Annotated in this window: 14 protein-coding genes; 12 read left to right on the plus strand and 2 right to left on the minus strand. The window is 65.5% G+C overall.

Translation table 11 applies throughout. The annotated features are described in order from the left end of the window. Window positions 1–194: 194 nt before the first annotated feature. Entirely contained in the window at window positions 195–1727 is a 1533-nt protein-coding gene (locus IOC82_RS15820) for a phytoene desaturase (protein ID WP_290547169.1), read from the plus strand. Then, a complete protein-coding gene (locus IOC82_RS15825) occupies window positions 1708–2736 on the plus strand; it encodes a phytoene/squalene synthase family protein (RefSeq protein WP_290547170.1) in 1029 nt (342 codons plus the stop codon). Before IOC82_RS15820 ends, IOC82_RS15825 begins: the two co-directional genes overlap by 20 nt. Before the next feature lie 214 nt (window positions 2737–2950). Here the strand turns inward: IOC82_RS15825 and IOC82_RS15830 are convergent, their stop codons facing one another. Beyond that, on the minus strand, window positions 2951–3811 hold the full coding sequence (locus IOC82_RS15830; RefSeq protein ID WP_290547252.1) for a carotenoid 1,2-hydratase: 861 nt from the start codon (window positions 3809–3811) through the stop codon (window positions 2951–2953). Then, a complete protein-coding gene (crtD, locus tag IOC82_RS15835; protein WP_290547171.1) occupies window positions 3808–5319 on the minus strand; it encodes a 1-hydroxycarotenoid 3,4-desaturase CrtD in 1512 nt (503 codons plus the stop codon). Before crtD ends, IOC82_RS15830 begins: the two co-directional genes overlap by 4 nt. Before the next feature lie 101 nt (window positions 5320–5420). Here crtD and IOC82_RS15840 point away from each other — a divergent pair, with 101 nt between their 5' ends. The 10 genes from IOC82_RS15840 (at window position 5421) to pufL (ending at window position 14728) form a co-directional block, all read left to right on the plus strand. Beyond that, window positions 5421–6392, plus strand: a complete 972-nt coding sequence (locus IOC82_RS15840; protein WP_290547172.1) for a polyprenyl synthetase family protein — start codon at window positions 5421–5423, stop codon at window positions 6390–6392. An 85-nt stretch (window positions 6393–6477) separates the two neighbouring features. Beyond that, window positions 6478–7479: a methyltransferase gene (locus IOC82_RS15845; protein WP_290547173.1), complete on the plus strand. Its 1002-nt coding sequence runs from the start codon at window positions 6478–6480 to the stop codon at window positions 7477–7479. A gap of 469 nt (window positions 7480–7948) precedes the next feature. Further along, entirely contained in the window at window positions 7949–8875 is a 927-nt protein-coding gene (gene bchC / locus IOC82_RS15850) for a chlorophyll synthesis pathway protein BchC (RefSeq protein WP_290547174.1), read from the plus strand. Then, window positions 8872–9822 carry a chlorophyllide a reductase iron protein subunit X gene (locus tag IOC82_RS15855; RefSeq protein WP_290547175.1) on the plus strand — a complete coding sequence of 317 codons (951 nt, stop codon included), beginning with the start codon at window positions 8872–8874 and terminating at the stop codon, window positions 9820–9822. The genes bchC and IOC82_RS15855 overlap by 4 nt, the downstream gene beginning before the upstream one ends. Window positions 9823–9827: 5 nt before the next feature. Beyond that, the gene (gene bchY / locus IOC82_RS15860; RefSeq protein WP_290547176.1) at window positions 9828–11366 is read left to right on the plus strand and encodes a chlorophyllide a reductase subunit Y; all 1539 of its coding nucleotides are present in this window, start codon (window positions 9828–9830) and stop codon (window positions 11364–11366) included. Between the two features lie 190 nt (window positions 11367–11556). Next, on the plus strand, window positions 11557–12999 hold the full coding sequence (gene bchZ / locus IOC82_RS15865) for a chlorophyllide a reductase subunit Z (RefSeq protein WP_290547177.1): 1443 nt from the start codon (window positions 11557–11559) through the stop codon (window positions 12997–12999). Between the two features lie 45 nt (window positions 13000–13044). Continuing rightward, window positions 13045–13260 carry a hypothetical protein gene (locus IOC82_RS15870; RefSeq protein WP_290547178.1) on the plus strand — a complete coding sequence of 72 codons (216 nt, stop codon included), beginning with the start codon at window positions 13045–13047 and terminating at the stop codon, window positions 13258–13260. A gap of 108 nt (window positions 13261–13368) precedes the next feature. Continuing rightward, window positions 13369–13587 carry a light-harvesting antenna LH1, beta subunit gene (gene pufB, locus IOC82_RS15875; RefSeq protein WP_290547179.1) on the plus strand — a complete coding sequence of 73 codons (219 nt, stop codon included), beginning with the start codon at window positions 13369–13371 and terminating at the stop codon, window positions 13585–13587. A 12-nt stretch (window positions 13588–13599) separates the two neighbouring features. After that, the gene (gene pufA / locus IOC82_RS15880) at window positions 13600–13785 is read left to right on the plus strand and encodes a light-harvesting antenna LH1, alpha subunit (protein ID WP_290547180.1); all 186 of its coding nucleotides are present in this window, start codon (window positions 13600–13602) and stop codon (window positions 13783–13785) included. 109 nt (window positions 13786–13894) lie between these two features. After that, complete coding sequence (gene pufL / locus IOC82_RS15885; protein WP_290547181.1) at window positions 13895–14728, plus strand: photosynthetic reaction center subunit L; 834 nt, start codon at window positions 13895–13897, stop codon at window positions 14726–14728. Window positions 14729–14734 lie beyond the last annotated feature (6 nt).

Below are 14734 nucleotides of genomic sequence, written 5' to 3' on the forward strand. Positions count from 1 at the left end.
ACGGCCAAAAACGCTCATGAACTTCATCATTCGCACAACCCTTCGGGCTTCCGTCCGGCTCATGCTGACCCCCAAAAAAGGGCCAGCCTACCGGACAGATCGTGTGCTACTTAAACCGGTCATATCGTGTGCTACCGACAATCTTTCTTCTGCCCCCTTGCCAAATCCCGGCTGACGGTTTCTACTGTCAACGGATGTTTACAGACATCGACCATCCCCCGCCGCCCGGCCAGACGGCTGACCGGCGGCCCCATGCCGCCGTCATCGGCAGTGGCCTCGGCGGACTCGCGGCTGCCATCCGGCTGGGCGCCAGGGGCTATCGCGTCACCGTGTTCGAGAAGCTGGAGCAGCCCGGCGGCCGCGCCTGCGTGTTCCGCCAGGACGGCTTCACCTTCGATGCCGGCCCCACCATCATCACCGCACCCTTCATCCTCGACGAGCTGTGGTCGCTCGCAGGGGCGAAGCTCTCGGACGACGTGACGCTGAAGCCAGTCGACCCCTTCTACGACATCCGCTTCGCTGACGGCACGGTGATCAGCTGCTGCGCCGACCCCGCCCGCATGCGCGAGGAAGTGCGGCGCATCTCGCCGGGTGACGTCGAGGGCTATGAACGCTTCATGGCGGAGAGCGAGGCGATCTACCGCATCGGCTTCGAACAGCTGGGCCACGTGCCCTTCGGCTCGCCGCTCGACATGGTGAAGATAGCGCCGGACCTCCTGCGCCTCGGCGCCTGGCGCACCGTGCACCAGCACGTGGCGGCGCGCGTCAAGAACCCGAAGATCCGCATGGCGCTCAGCTTCCACCCGCTGTTCATCGGCGGCAACCCGTTCAAGGTCACAGCGATCTACAGCATGATCGCCTATCTCGAGCGGCAATATGGCGTGCACTTCGCCATGGGCGGCACCGGCGCGCTCGTCAAGGCCATGGCGGCGCTGGTGGAGCGCCAGGGCGGCAGTATCGTGCTCAACAGCGAGGTGGCTGAGATCACCTGCGAGGGCGCGCGGGCCACCGGCCTGCGCCTCGCCGATGGCCGCGCCATCAAGGCCGATATCGTCGTCTCCAATGCCGAGACCGCCCACACCTACACGAAGCTGCTCGCCAACGCCCCGCGCAAGCGCTGGTCGGATGCGAAGCTCGCCCGCGCCCGCTATTCCATGAGCCTCTTCGTCTGGTATTTCGGCACTAACCGTCAGTACACGGACGTTCCCCACCACACCATCCTCATGGGACCGCGCTACCGCGGCCTGCTGCACGACATCTTCGAGAAGAAGACCCTGGCCAAGGACTTCAGCCTCTATCTCCACCGCCCCACCGCGACGGATCCCGCCCTCGCGCCTGCTGGCTGCGATGCCTTCTATGTGCTCTCGCCCGTGCCGCACCAGGATTCCGGTATCGACTGGACGAGCCGTGCGGCGTCCTACAAGGCCGCCATCGCCGGGCACCTCGACCGCACCCTGATGCCCGGTTTCCGGGAACATATCGTCACCGAGAAGCTGATCACCCCGATCGATTTCGAAACCCGTCTCTCCTCCACCAAGGGCGCTGCCTTCGGGCTCGAGCCCACGCTGCTGCAGAGCGCCTGGTTCCGCCCCAACAACCGCTCGGAAGACATCGGGAACCTGTTCATCGTCGGCGCCGGCACCCATCCGGGTGCGGGCATTCCCGGTGTCATCTCTTCGGCAAGAATCCTCGATTCCGTGGTGCCCGATGCGTCCGCCTTCGCCTGACCGTTCGCTCGTCTCGCCCGCCGATCTCGCCCAGTGCCGGCAGATGATCCGCGACGGGTCGAAGACCTTCTACACCGCCTCGCTGCTGCTGCCGCAGCGCGTCTGCGATGCGTCACGCTCGCTCTATGGCTTCTGCCGCGTGGCGGATGACCTGGTGGATGGCTCGACCGGCAGCCGCGCCGCGGTGGACATGCTGCTGGGGCGCCTCGACCGCATCTACCGGGGTCAGCCGGACAATGAACCCGCCGACCGCGCCTTCGCCGACGTGGCGCTGCGTTTCGCCATTCCGCGGGAAATCCCCGAAGCCCTGATCGAGGGCTTCGCCTGGGATGCCGCGGGCCGCCGCTACCCGACGCTGGACGATCTCCACGCCTATGCTGTGCGCGTCGCCGGCACGGTGGGAGCGATGATGTCGCTGGTCATGCAGGTGCGCAACCCGTCGGCCATCGCACGCGCCTGCGATCTCGGTGTCGCCATGCAACTCACCAACATCGCCCGCGACGTGGGCGAGGATGCGCGCAACGGCCGCATCTACCTGCCGCTGGACTGGATGGCGGAGGCAGGTCTTGACGCCGGGGCCTTCGTTGCAACGCCACGTCCATCGCCTGCGCTCGCCGGGGTTCTCCAGCGCCTGCTGGCGGAGGCCGGCCGGCTTTATGTTCAGAGCCTCTCCGGCATCGCCGTTTTGCCGGCGGCCTGCCGCCCGTCGATCCACGCAGCCCGCCTCCTCTATGCCGAGATCGGCCGTGCGGTGGAAAAAAACGGTCATGACAGCATCACCCGCCGCGCCACCGTTCCCACGCCGCGCAAGCTCGCACTCCTCGCACAGGCTGTCACAGCCTCGCTCGCATCCGCGCCGCGCTCCGATGTCCCCGCCATCGCCTCCGCGCAATTCCTCATCGACGCCGTGGCCAGCGCCGGCCAGCCCATCCACCCCCCGCGCACGCTTGACGAACGCGCCCAGTGGCTCACCGACCTCTTCACCCGGCTGGAAAGGCAGAATCAATGAGTGGCGGCAGCCTCGCACTCGCGGAAGGTATCCTCGTTGCCGGCGTCGTTCTCGGCTGGGCCTTCTGGGAATTGTGGAAGCTGAAGCGGGATAAGAAGCCATAGACAAGTTGAGCTGAGTTAGTATTGCCCGATATGGCAATTAAAAAGATGCTTCGATCACTCGCACTGTGAGAGTAGTGACCTCTTCTTCACCTCGAACGACGCACTGATACTCACCCTCTTCTTGGCATCCTGAACGGCAGCATCAGTTGCACCACGGGGTTCCTAAACCGCGTCAGCGACAGGCTCTCGTGGAAGGCATCCGCCCTTCCCTCCTCCGTCTCCACCTTCAGCAGCGTGCGCGTGTAGAACGGCGAGTCCTCGAACAGCGACACTGCCTCGAAGTGCCGCTCCGCCCGCATGTGCCGCGCCATGCGCCAGAAGGTCGTGGGCATTTCCCGGCGTGGCGGTACGGGCATCTCCGTCACGCCACCTTCGGCACCGATATGCAGCGCGAAGGCAGCGTTCGAACCATCGCGCAGCACGGTGTCATAGACGATGGCCGCACCATCCTTCATTGCCGCGCGCGACCACACCCAGCTTTCGAAACTCTCCTCCAGAGGCGCCGCTCCCCAGTTGGAGTCATGATAACCAATGCCGCTCCAGCGCAGCGCCGGCTTCTCGAACACGGCCTCGATGCGCGAGAAAGGCGCCACCGGCCGCCACACATGCAGGCCCTGGGAGTCCAGCCGCACCTCGTGCGAACAGATGGCCGAAGGCGTCAGTCGCACCTGACCCCGAAGCCGCGAGGGGATCGGCACCGTCACCTCGTCGATGTCGATGATGAGCGCGCCATCCTCCCAGCGCATCGCACTCGGGCCAATCACAAACTTCGTCGCATCGCGGCAGATCCAGCGCCGCCCTCGTTCCGTCATGGCCCAGCGGTGCCCGCCCGCGCCATAGAGCGCGACATTCAGCGCGCAGTGGTTCTCGGGGTCGGCATCGCCACTGCGCCGCGCCCGCGCGTAATAGGGCGAGAACACGCTGCCCACGAAGCCGATGATGGTGAGGCCGTGGCGGCCGTCATCGCTCAGGCCGTCGAGATACCACCAACGGTAACCGCCTTGTGGAACGCCCTCGTCGAAGCCCTGGACGCCAGCAGGCTTTGCGCCGCCAGCCGCCCCGAAAGCATGGCCATCGGCACGCCCGGCCCCGGGTGCACGCTGCCCCCCGCGAGGAACAGGCCCGGAATGCGCGTGCGCGCCGCGGGCCGCTGAAATGATGCCATCCATCCGTGCGAGGCCCTCCCATAAAGCGCGCCGCCGGTGGCCGGAAACAGGCCATGGAAGCGGGCTGGGTCGGTGATGATCGTGCTGTCAGGTTTGAAATCGACGCAGAGCCCGCATTGCGCGAGCTTCTCGCGCATGGCGAGTTCGACTCGGGCCCAGGCTTGCGGCGCATGATCGCCGTTAGCCGGCGAGTTGACCAGCAGCAGCAGCCGCTCCGGCCCGCCCTGATGCCCCTCGCGGTCCTGCGCGCAGATATAGACGGTGGGCTCGTCCGGATAACCGGTGCTCAGTGTACGGAACTCTTGCGCATAGTCGCGCGAGAAGAACACATTGTGCCGCGCCAGCGGAAAGCCCGATGTCTCCGCCACCGCCGCCCAGGTGATGGCGGAGAGCGAGCGCTGCTTCGGCCGAATGGACGCAACAGCGGACTTCACGCCGCCGCCAAGCAACCCCGCCGCCACCGCCTGCGAGTCGGCATTTACGATCACCGCGGAGCAATCGAATCGCTCCTTGACGGTGCTCACCCACGCCACGCGTCCGCGCTCCGTGCCGATCTCCGTCACATCCTCGCCATAGCGGAAACTGACACCCTTGCGCCGCGCCAGCCCCTCCAGCGCCAGCGCCAGCTCATGCATGCCGCCCTTCACACTCCACACGCCCGCCTGCTCCACATGCGCCACCAGCATCAGCGTGGCGGGGGCGAGGAAGGGCGATGACCCGCAATAGGTGGCATAGCGCCCGAACAACTGCCGCAGCCGCAGGTCGCGGAAATGCCGTGCGAGCCCCTTCCACATCGTCTCGAAGGGATTGATGCGCGCCACGTCCCTTATGCCGGAGAGGCCATTCGACATCGCCAGCGACACCGGGTTTGGCCGCTGCGCACAAAGGAAGGGCTTCTCCAGCGTCCGGTAGATGCGCTTCGCCTCTGCACTGAATGTCAGGAATCGCTGCGCCTCCGCAGCCCCCGCAAAGTCGCCGATCGAATCGGCCGAGGCCGCGAGGTCGGCATGGAGGTCGAGGCGCTCCGTCGCGCTCCAGGCATGGCGCGCGAGGATGGAAAGGGGTTCGAGCGTCACATGGTCTGAAAGCTCGGCCCCCGCCTCGGCGAAGATCTGCTCCAGCACCCAGCGCATGGTGAAGACGGTGGGACCGCCATCGATTCCATGGCCCGCCACGTCAAGCCGCCGCATCTTGCCTCCGGGGGCCTGCTGGCGCTCCATCACCAGCACCTCCTCGCCCTTCGCGGCGAGGCTCAGGGCGGCCGCGAGCCCGCCCATTCCGGCCCCAATGATGATGGTGCGATCCCTTGACATTCCGTCCCGCGGCTTCCCTGTTGCGGAGCTACGATTACTATGTCAATATTCCTTTACAGTCGCAAGTGACGTTTCATTCTGACGACTACGGGAGATACCCCATGGATATCGGACTCCGCCTCGAACAGGAACTCGAACAGGCAGTGGGCCATGCCGCAGGCGGCGATTGCCCACCCCTCCTGAGCCAGGCTCTCCGCCACGCTGTCTTCCCCGGCGGCGCCCGAATCCGCCCCCGTCTGGTGCTCGCGGTCAGCAATGCCTGCGGCTCATCGGGACATGCTGCGGCAACCGGACAAGGCGCATCCATGAGCGCAATGGCGGCACAACAACAAGCATCCAGAAATGCAACGGCAGCAACGCAAAATGCAACGGCGGCAACGCAATATGCATCCGCCGCAATCGCTTTTGCATCCGCCGTGGAGATCCTCCATTGCGCATCGCTGGTGCATGATGACTTGCCTTGCTTTGACAACTCAGAGTTGCGGCGGGGGAAGCCCTCGGTGCATGCGGCGTTTGGGGAGAGGATTGCGGTTCTGACTGGTGATGCGCTGATCGTGCTCGGCTTCGAGTGGCTGGCGCTCCGGACAGAGCGGGTGGCGCAGCTTTCCGGCATCCTCGCGCGCTGCGTGGGCGGGCCGTCGGGCATCTGCGCCGGCCAGGCGTGGGAATGCGAGCCTTCAATCGATATCGTGCGCTACCAGCGGGCCAAGACGGGGGCGCTGTTTGCGGCCTGCACCATGGGTGGGGCGGCGTCGCAGGGCTATGAACCCTTCGGCTGGCAGAAGCTGGGCTTTGCCATCGGCGAGGCCTTCCAGGTGGCGGATGACCTGCGCGACGTGGCGGGATCGGCTGAAAAGCTGGGCAAGCCGGTGCACCAGGACGAGGCCAATCACGCCCCGAATTTCGTTGCAGAACTGGGCTTTGACGGCGCCATGGCGCATTTCGAGGACCTGCTCGAGGCAGCGCGGAACGCCATTCCGGATTGTCCGGGGCGCGAGGTGCTGGCGAAGCAGATCGAAGGGGTGTCGCGGAGCCTCGTCACCGGCCTTTCGGCGCGCACCGCCGCTGCGTGAGATGAGCCTGCTTGGAGGTGCCTGGGACCGGTGGCGAACTTTGCGCAACGGCCTGCTCGCCTCTCCCCGCTTCCAGAAATTTGCCTTGGATTTTCCGCCCTTTAGGCCGGTGAGCCGGGCGCGCTCGCGGCAGCTCTTCGACCTCCTCGCAGGCTTCACCTATACCCAGGTCCTCTACTGCACGGTGAAGCTGGGCCTCATCGAGATGCTGCAGGGCCAGCCCCTCTCCACCGCCGCTATCGCCGCGCGCATCGGCTGGCCGGCGGACCGCACCGAACGCCTGCTCAAGGCCGCGATATCGCTCGACATTCTGGAACGCACCAGCACCGGAGAGGTGACGCTGGGCATCCATGGCGCGGCACTCGCCGGCAACCCCTGGATCGCCCGCTTCATCACCCACCACAGCCTGCTCTATGCCGACCTGACGGACCCCATTGGCGTGCTGTCGGGCGCCAAGAAAGATAACCAACTGAAGGACTTCTGGAGCTATGGCGACCAGCGCAACGCGGCCGGCTACACCGCACTGATGGCCGCCTCGCAAGCTGCGGTGGCCGCCGAGATCCTCGCCTCCTACGACTTCAGCCGCCACAGCCACGTGATCGACATCGGTGGCTCCAACGGTGCCTTCCTGAAGGCCGCCGCGGCGCGTTATCCACAGCTGAAACTGAGCCTCTTCGATCTTCCCAAAGTGGCCGAACTTGCACGCGCAAACCTCGGAGATCGCTTTGAAATTCACGGAGGAAGTTTCCTCGACGATGAGCTGCCGAAGGGCCCCGACTGCGCCACCCTGATCCGCATCACGCACGATCATGACGACGCGGCGGTGCGCACGCTGCTTGCTGCCGTGGCCCGCATGCTGCCGCCCGGCGGCACGCTGATCCTGGCCGAACCCCTGTCGGGCTTGACGGCCACCGCCCCCGTGGCGGACGCCTATTTCGGCCTCTACTTCGCCGCCATGGGCCAGGGCAAGACCCGCACCCCGGACGAGATCGGCCGCATGGCGAAGGATGCCGGGTTCGCGTCAGTCGAGGTGGTGGCGACTCGCAATCCGGTTGTATCCGGCCTGTTGCGGATGACCATGCCGTAGCACGCTCAGGCGGATGCATGCTGGGTGCTTTTGGGATGCTTTCTGGATGCTTTTCGGATGCTTTTCGGATGCTGCCCGAGCGCATTCCGGTTGCTGCCGGAGGCTATCGAATGTCACCGGTTCCGGTTGCTGCCGGATGAGTGGACATCGTTGCACATGGCGGTCCAGCGGCCTTCCGGTGGCAGAAGCTGGGCATCGACTGTCATGAAAAGCCCAACTCGCGGACCCGCACCCCCTTCATGAAAATCCGACTCGCGGCCCCCCCCACCGCTGCCCCTGCCCACAAGGGGGAGGGGAAGATCGAGGGGCAGGCCGGGATAGTGCCGCAGGCATGCACCGGAACTGTCAGTCCGGCATGGCGGACAGACTGTATCTAACTATTGACACACAAGAGTGTAAGAGTAAGCTGACAGTCAGGGAGTCTGTGGGCCGGCTGGGGAGCTGGCCGGACTTTCCGGGGAGGCCGAGGATGGAAACGGTCGCAGTCGTTCTCGAACAGCCGGGCAAACTGGCGCTGAGGACGGTGGCATTACAGGAGCCGAAGGCGGACGACCTTGTCGTCGATGCTGTGTGGAGCGGAATCTCGTCGGGCACCGAGCGCTTGCTCTGGGCGGGCCGCATGCCCAGCTTCCCCGGCATGGGTTATCCGCTGGTTCCCGGATACGAGACCGTGGCGCGCGTCACCCACCCCGCTGAGGGATTTGCCGAGGGCGACCTCGTCTTCGTGCCCGGCGCCAATTGCTACAAGGACGTGAGGGGCCTGTTCGGCGGCGCCGCCAAGCGCATCGTGCTGCAGGCCTCCCGCGCCGTGAAGCTCGACGGAATCGGCGGCGAGGAAGGCATTCTCATCGCACTGGCCGCCACCGCGCATCACGCGGTCGCACACGCGCTGCCCCAGCTCGTCATCGGCCATGGCCTGCTCGGCCGGCTCATCGCGCGCATCACGCTGGCGCTGGGCGGCGACGCGCCGGCCGTCATCGAAACCAATGCCGCGCGTCACGACGGCGCCGCCGGCTACGCCGTTGTGACACCCGAGCAGGACACACGCCGCGACTACGCAACGATCTGCGATGCCTCGGGTGCTGCGGGCCTGCTCGACCAGATCATCCCCAAGCTCCGGAAGCAGGGCGAGATCACGCTCGCGGGCTTTTACGAGGAGCCCCTTTCCTTCACCTTCCCGCCTGCCTTCATGCGCGAGGCTCGGATCCGCATCGCCGCCGAGTTCACCATGGCGGACATGCAGGCGGTGAAGTCGCTCGTTTCCACTGGCCGGTTGAGTCTCAAGGGCCTCATCAGCCATCACGCATCCGCCGCCACGGCGGCCGAGGCCTATGAACAGGCCTTCACCGACCCCCACTGCATCAAGATGGCCCTCGACTGGAGTGCGCTCGCATGAACAGCATCGACCTCAATATCGACGCCGGCGCGACCCCTAAAAAGGAGACGCAGATCATCGCGATCTACGGCAAGGGCGGCATTGGCAAGAGCTTCACCCTCGCCAACCTCTCCTACATGATGGCCCAGCAAGGAAAGCGCGTGCTGCTGATCGGCTGCGACCCGAAGAGCGACACGACCTCGCTCCTCTTCGGCGGCAAGGCCTGCCCCACCATCATCGAAACCTCGGCCAAGAAGAAGCTGGCGGGCGAAGAGGTGAAGATCGGCGATGTGTGCTTCAAGCGCGACGGCGTCTTCGCCATGGAGCTGGGCGGCCCGGAAGTGGGCCGCGGCTGCGGGGGGCGCGGCATCATCCACGGTTTCGAGCTGCTCGAGAAGCTCGGCTTCCATGAATGGGGCTTCGACTATGTGCTGCTCGACTTTTTGGGCGACGTGGTCTGCGGCGGCTTCGGCCTGCCGATTGCCCGCGACATGTGCCAAAAGGTGATCATCGTCGGCTCGAACGACCTCCAGTCGCTTTACGTCGCCAACAATGTCTGCTCGGCGGTCGAGTATTTCCGCAAGCTCGGCGGCAATGTCGGCGTGGCCGGCATTGTCATCAACAAGGATGACGGCACAGGCGAGGCCGCGGCCTTCGCCGGGAAGGTTGGCATTCCCGTGCTCTCCGCCATTCCGGCGAATGAGGACATCCGCCGCAAGAGCGCGAATTACGAAATCATCGGCCGACCGGGCGGCGAATGGGGCACCATGTTCGCCGAACTCGCCGAAAATGTGGCCACCGCGCCCCCGCAGCGGCCCACACCGCTGGACCAGGACGGGCTCTTGGGCCTGTTCTCGGGCGACTCGGTGGGCCGCAATGTGGTGCTGGAGCCCGCCTCGCTCGAAGACATGTGCGGCGGCATGCCGATCGTGAAGCCGTCCCTCGAAGTCATCTACGACGCGGTGTAAGGCACATGGCAACCACCCTCATCGACAGGACAAGACCCGGAGCGGAGCCGGCGCCCAAACCGGCGGACGTCTCCGGCATGTCCTGCCATGCGGGCAAGGAGGAGCTGAGCAAGGCCGCGGCCGCCGCGGGCAAGAGCGACGTGCTCGAGCAATATGCGCGCGACTATGCGCTCGGGCCCCATGACCAGCCGCAGAGCATGTGCCCCGCCTTCGGCAGCTTGCGCGTTGGCCTCCGCATGCGCCGCACCGCAACCATCCTTTCCGGATCGGCCTGCTGCGTCTATGGACTGACCTTCACCTCGCACTTCTATGGCGCGCGCCGCAGTGTTGGCTACGTGCCCTTCAATTCCGAAACGCTCGTCACCGGCAAGCTGTTCGAGGATATCCGCGAAGCGGTGTTCAACCTGGCGAAGCCTGAGGATTACGACACCATCGTCATCACCAATCTCTGCGTTCCCACGGCCTCCGGCGTGCCGCTGCAGCTGCTCCCGAAGGAGATCAACGGCGTGCGCATCATCGGCATCGACGTGCCGGGCTTCGGCGTTCCGACTCACGCGGAAGCGAAGGACGTGCTCTCGGGGGCCATGCTGCGATATGCGGCGGAAGAAATCCGGCAGGGTCCCGTCGCCGCTCCGCGCACGGCGCGTGGGAGCCTCCCAAGCGTCACGCTGCTCGGCGAAATGTTCCCCGTCGATCCGGTCTCCATCGGCCGCATGCTGGAGCCGATGGGTCTCGCCGCCGGCCCCGTCGTGCCCGTGCGCGAATGGCGCGAGTTGTTCGCAGGCCTGGACTGCGCCGCGGTGGCGGCAATCCATCCCTTCTACACGGCCTCGATCCGCGAATTCGAGCAGGCCGGGCGCACGGTGGTGGGCTCCGCCCCCGTCGGCCATGACGGCACGGCCGCTTGGCTGCAGGCGATCGGCGATGCCTGCAATGTTTCGCCGGCCAAGATCGCGGCGGCGCAGAACGCCATCCTGCCCGCCATCAAGGGTGCGCTGGCGGCGAAGCCCATCAAGGGCCGCATCACGGTGTCGGGCTATGAAGGCTCCGAGCTTCTGGTGGCGCGCCTGCTGATCGAGAGTGGTGCTGACGTTCCCTACGTCGGCACCGCCTGCCCCAAGACCCGCTGGTCGGATGCCGACCGCGAGTGGCTCGAGGCCCGTGGCGTGACCATCCAGTATCGCGCGTCGCTCGAGCAGGACATTGCGGCGATGATGGACGTGAAGCCGGACCTCGCCATCGGCACCACGCCGGTGGTGCAGAAGGCCAAGTCGCTGTCGACGCCTGCGCTCTATTTCACCAACCTGATCTCGGCGCGGCCTCTCATGGGGCCTGCCGGTGCGGGCTCGCTCGCGCAAGTCATCAACGCCGCTCTCGGCAACAAGAGCCGCTTCGACGAGATGCGGGACTTCTTCAACGGCGTCGGCGAAGGCCATGCCGCGGGCGTGTGGGAGGAGACCCCGGTCGACCGCCCCGACTTCCGCAAGAAATATGCCGGCATGCTGGCGGCCAAGGCCAAGGCGGAAGAGGCGGTGGGGACATGAGAGACGTCAGGCCCATTCACGTTATCGGTCATCAGCCGTTGCGCACTGCCCCCCAATGGCGTCATCCCGGCGAAGGCCGACATGACGGTGCTCCAGGTGAGGGCGCCCCTACTCGCCGTCATCCCGGCTTTCGCCGGAATGTCGGAGCTTTAATGGGTGAGGCCGGCGCCGTGACGTACGAGGTGCTGCCATGCTAGTCCTCGACCACGACCGCGCCGGGGGCTACTGGGGCTCTGTCTATGCCTTCACCGCCATCAAGGGCCTGCAGGTGATCATCGACGGCCCGGTGGGCTGCGAGAACCTGCCCGTCACCTCCGTTCTGCACTATACCGACGCGCTGCCGCCGCATGAGCTGCCGATCGTCGTCACGGGCTTGTCCGAAGAAGAACTCGGCCAGCATGGCACCGAAGGCGCCATGCGGCGCGCCCACAAGACGCTCGACCCGTCCATGCCCAGCGTGGTGGTCACCGGCTCCATCGCCGAGATGATCGGTGGCGGTGTGACTCCGCAGGGCACCGGCATCCAGCGCTTCCTGCCGCGCACCATCGACGAGGACCAGTGGCAGTCGGCCGACCGCGCGCTCTATTGGCTGTGGACGGAATTCGGCTCCAAGAAGAAGCAGGTGCCGACGCAGAAGCCGCGCAAGGAGGGCGAGCGCCCCCGGGTCAACATCATCGGCGCCATCTACGGCACCTTCAACTCGGCTTCCGACCTGGCCGAGATCCGCCGCCTCGTCGAAGGCATCGGTGCGGACGTGAACATGTGCTTCCCGCTCGGCAGCCACTTGGCCGACGTGCCGAAGCTGGTCAATGCTGATGCCAATATCTGCATGTACCGCGAATTCGGCCGCAAGCTGTGCGAGGCCCTCGACCGGCCCTATCTGCAGGCGCCCATCGGGCTGCACTCCACCACCAAGTTCCTGCGCAAGCTGGGCGAGATCCTGGGGCTGGACCCCGAGCCCTTCATCGAACGCGAGAAGCACACCACCATCAAGCCGCTGTGGGACCTGTGGCGCTCCGTCACGCAGGACTTCTTCGGCACGGCGAGCTTCGGCGTGGTGGCGTCCGAAACCTATGCCCGCGGGCTGGAGCATTTCCTCGGCGAGGAGATGGGGCTTCCCTGCAACTTCGCGGTTTCCCGCAAGTCAGGCGAGAAGACCGACAACGAGACGATCCGCAAGCTGGTGAAGGAAAAGACGCCCCTCATCCTGTTCGGCAGCTACAACGAGCGCATGTATGCGGCCGAGGCCGGCGGCCGCGCCATGTATATCCCTGCCTCCTTCCCCGGCGCCATCATCCGCCGCCACACGGGCACGCCTTTCATGGGTTATGCCGGGGCGACCTATCTCATCCAGGACGTGTGCAACGCGCTGTTCGATGCGCTTTTCAACATTCTGCCGCTGGCCCCCGACATGGACAAGGTGGAGGCCACACCGGCCAGGCGCGAGCAGGAGATCGCCTGGGATGCGGAGGCCAAGTCCTTCCTCGATGAATGGCTGGAGCGCCAGCCGGTGCTCGTCCGCATATCGGCGGCCAAGCGCCTGCGTGACGGGGCCGAGGCCCAGGCGCGCAAACATGGTTCGCCTAGCGTCGGCGAGGCCGACGTCCGCAACGCAACACGGGAGCTCGCGTGATGGCCAGCTCTCATCCTTTTCCATCTGACATCGGGAGATAACAGCATGTCGATGATCAACGCCCACCGCCAGGAAGACTCGAAACTGGAGTTCAGCCTCCTCATGTGGCTGGCCTTCGCAGTGTTCTTCGTGGCGATCGCCGCCACCCGGCTCGTGCCGCGAAGCGTTCGCCCGCGGGTCGGCGGCCATGACGACGGCAAGTCGATCTTCGCCGCCGCCAAGGCCGCGACCTACAACTCAATTCCCTTCGTCTTCATGTGAAGGGTTTCCTATTCGCTGCGCTCTCCGGAGCAAGGCGGGTAACCGGGCCGCGCGGTCACTCAGCGGTAACAGGCCCTTCAACAAGGCCCTCAGACGGAGGTCAGTAACATGGCCGATAACAAAGGGTCGGGCATTTCCGGCCTGACCGAAGCCGAAGCCAAGGAATTCCACTCGATCTTCATGACGAGCTTCATTGGTTTCACGCTGGTGGCGATCGCCGCCCACTTCCTGGCGTGGCAATGGCGCCCGTGGATCCCTGGACCCGATGGCTATCAAAGCAGCGACCTGAGCCCGCTTCTGCACCAGCTCACGTCGATGTTCACATAAGGAGGATTGGACATGTGGCGCATTTGGCTGTTGTTCGATCCGCGCAGGACGCTCGTCGCGATGGCGACTTTCCTGTTCGTTCTCGCTCTCGTCATCCACTTCATCCTGCTGTCCACCGACCGGTTCAACTGGCTCGAGGGCGGCGTGGCGAAGAAGGCCGCGAGCCTGGACGTGACGATCGGCGAGATGGCCGGCTGAGGCCGTCCATTCCGCAACCCTTGTGGACGGAACGTGCCTCCCCCGCGCGTTCCGTCCACGTGACCACCCCAGGACTTGAGGGCCGGTTGGACCGGCAGGAGCGACCACCATGGCCATGCTGAGCTTCGAGAAGAAATACCGCGTCCGCGGCGGAACGCTGATCGGCGGCGACCTGTTCGATTTCTGGGCCGGGCCCTTCTATGTCGGCTTCTTCGGCGTGCTCACGGCCTTCTTCGCCGTCCTCGGAACCGCCCTCATCGTCTATGGCGCGGCGATCGGCGGCACATGGAACCTCTGGCAGATCAACATCGCGCCGCCGGACCTCAGCTATGGCCTTGCACTGGCGCCGCTGAAGCAGGGCGGCCTCTGGCAGATCATCACCGTCTGCGCCACGGGCGCCTTCGTCTCCTGGGCGCTGCGCGAGGTGGAGATTTGCCGCAAGCTCGGCATCGGCCTTCATGTGCCGGTCGCCTTTTCCTTCGCCATCCTGGCCTATGTGACGCTCGAGATCATCCGGCCCTTCCTCCTGGGCGCCTGGGGCCACGGTTTTCCCTATGGCATCATCAGCCATCTCGATTGGGTGTCCAACGTCGGCTATCAGTATCTCCACTTCCACTACAATCCGGCGCATATGATCGCCATCACCCTGTTCTTCACCTGCACGCTGGCGCTGGCGATGCATGGCGGCCTCGTGCTGTCGGCCACCAACCCGGCCAAGGGCGAGCCGGTGAAAACAGCGGAACACGAAAACAGCTTCTTCCGCGATCACATCGGCTACTCGATCGGCACGCTCGGCATTCACCGCCTGGGGCTTTTCCTGGCCCTGGGCGCTGTCTTCTTCAGCGCCGTCTGCATCGTGATCTCCGGACCCTTCTGGACGCGCGGCTGGCCCGAATGGTGGAACTGGTGGCTCGACCTGCCGGTATGGCCGCGGGCGGGATAGGACTCA

Origin of the sequence: Aestuariivirga sp., from assembly GCF_020252395.1 — a bacterium.
Lineage (GTDB): Bacteria > Pseudomonadota > Alphaproteobacteria > Rhizobiales > Aestuariivirgaceae > Aestuariivirga.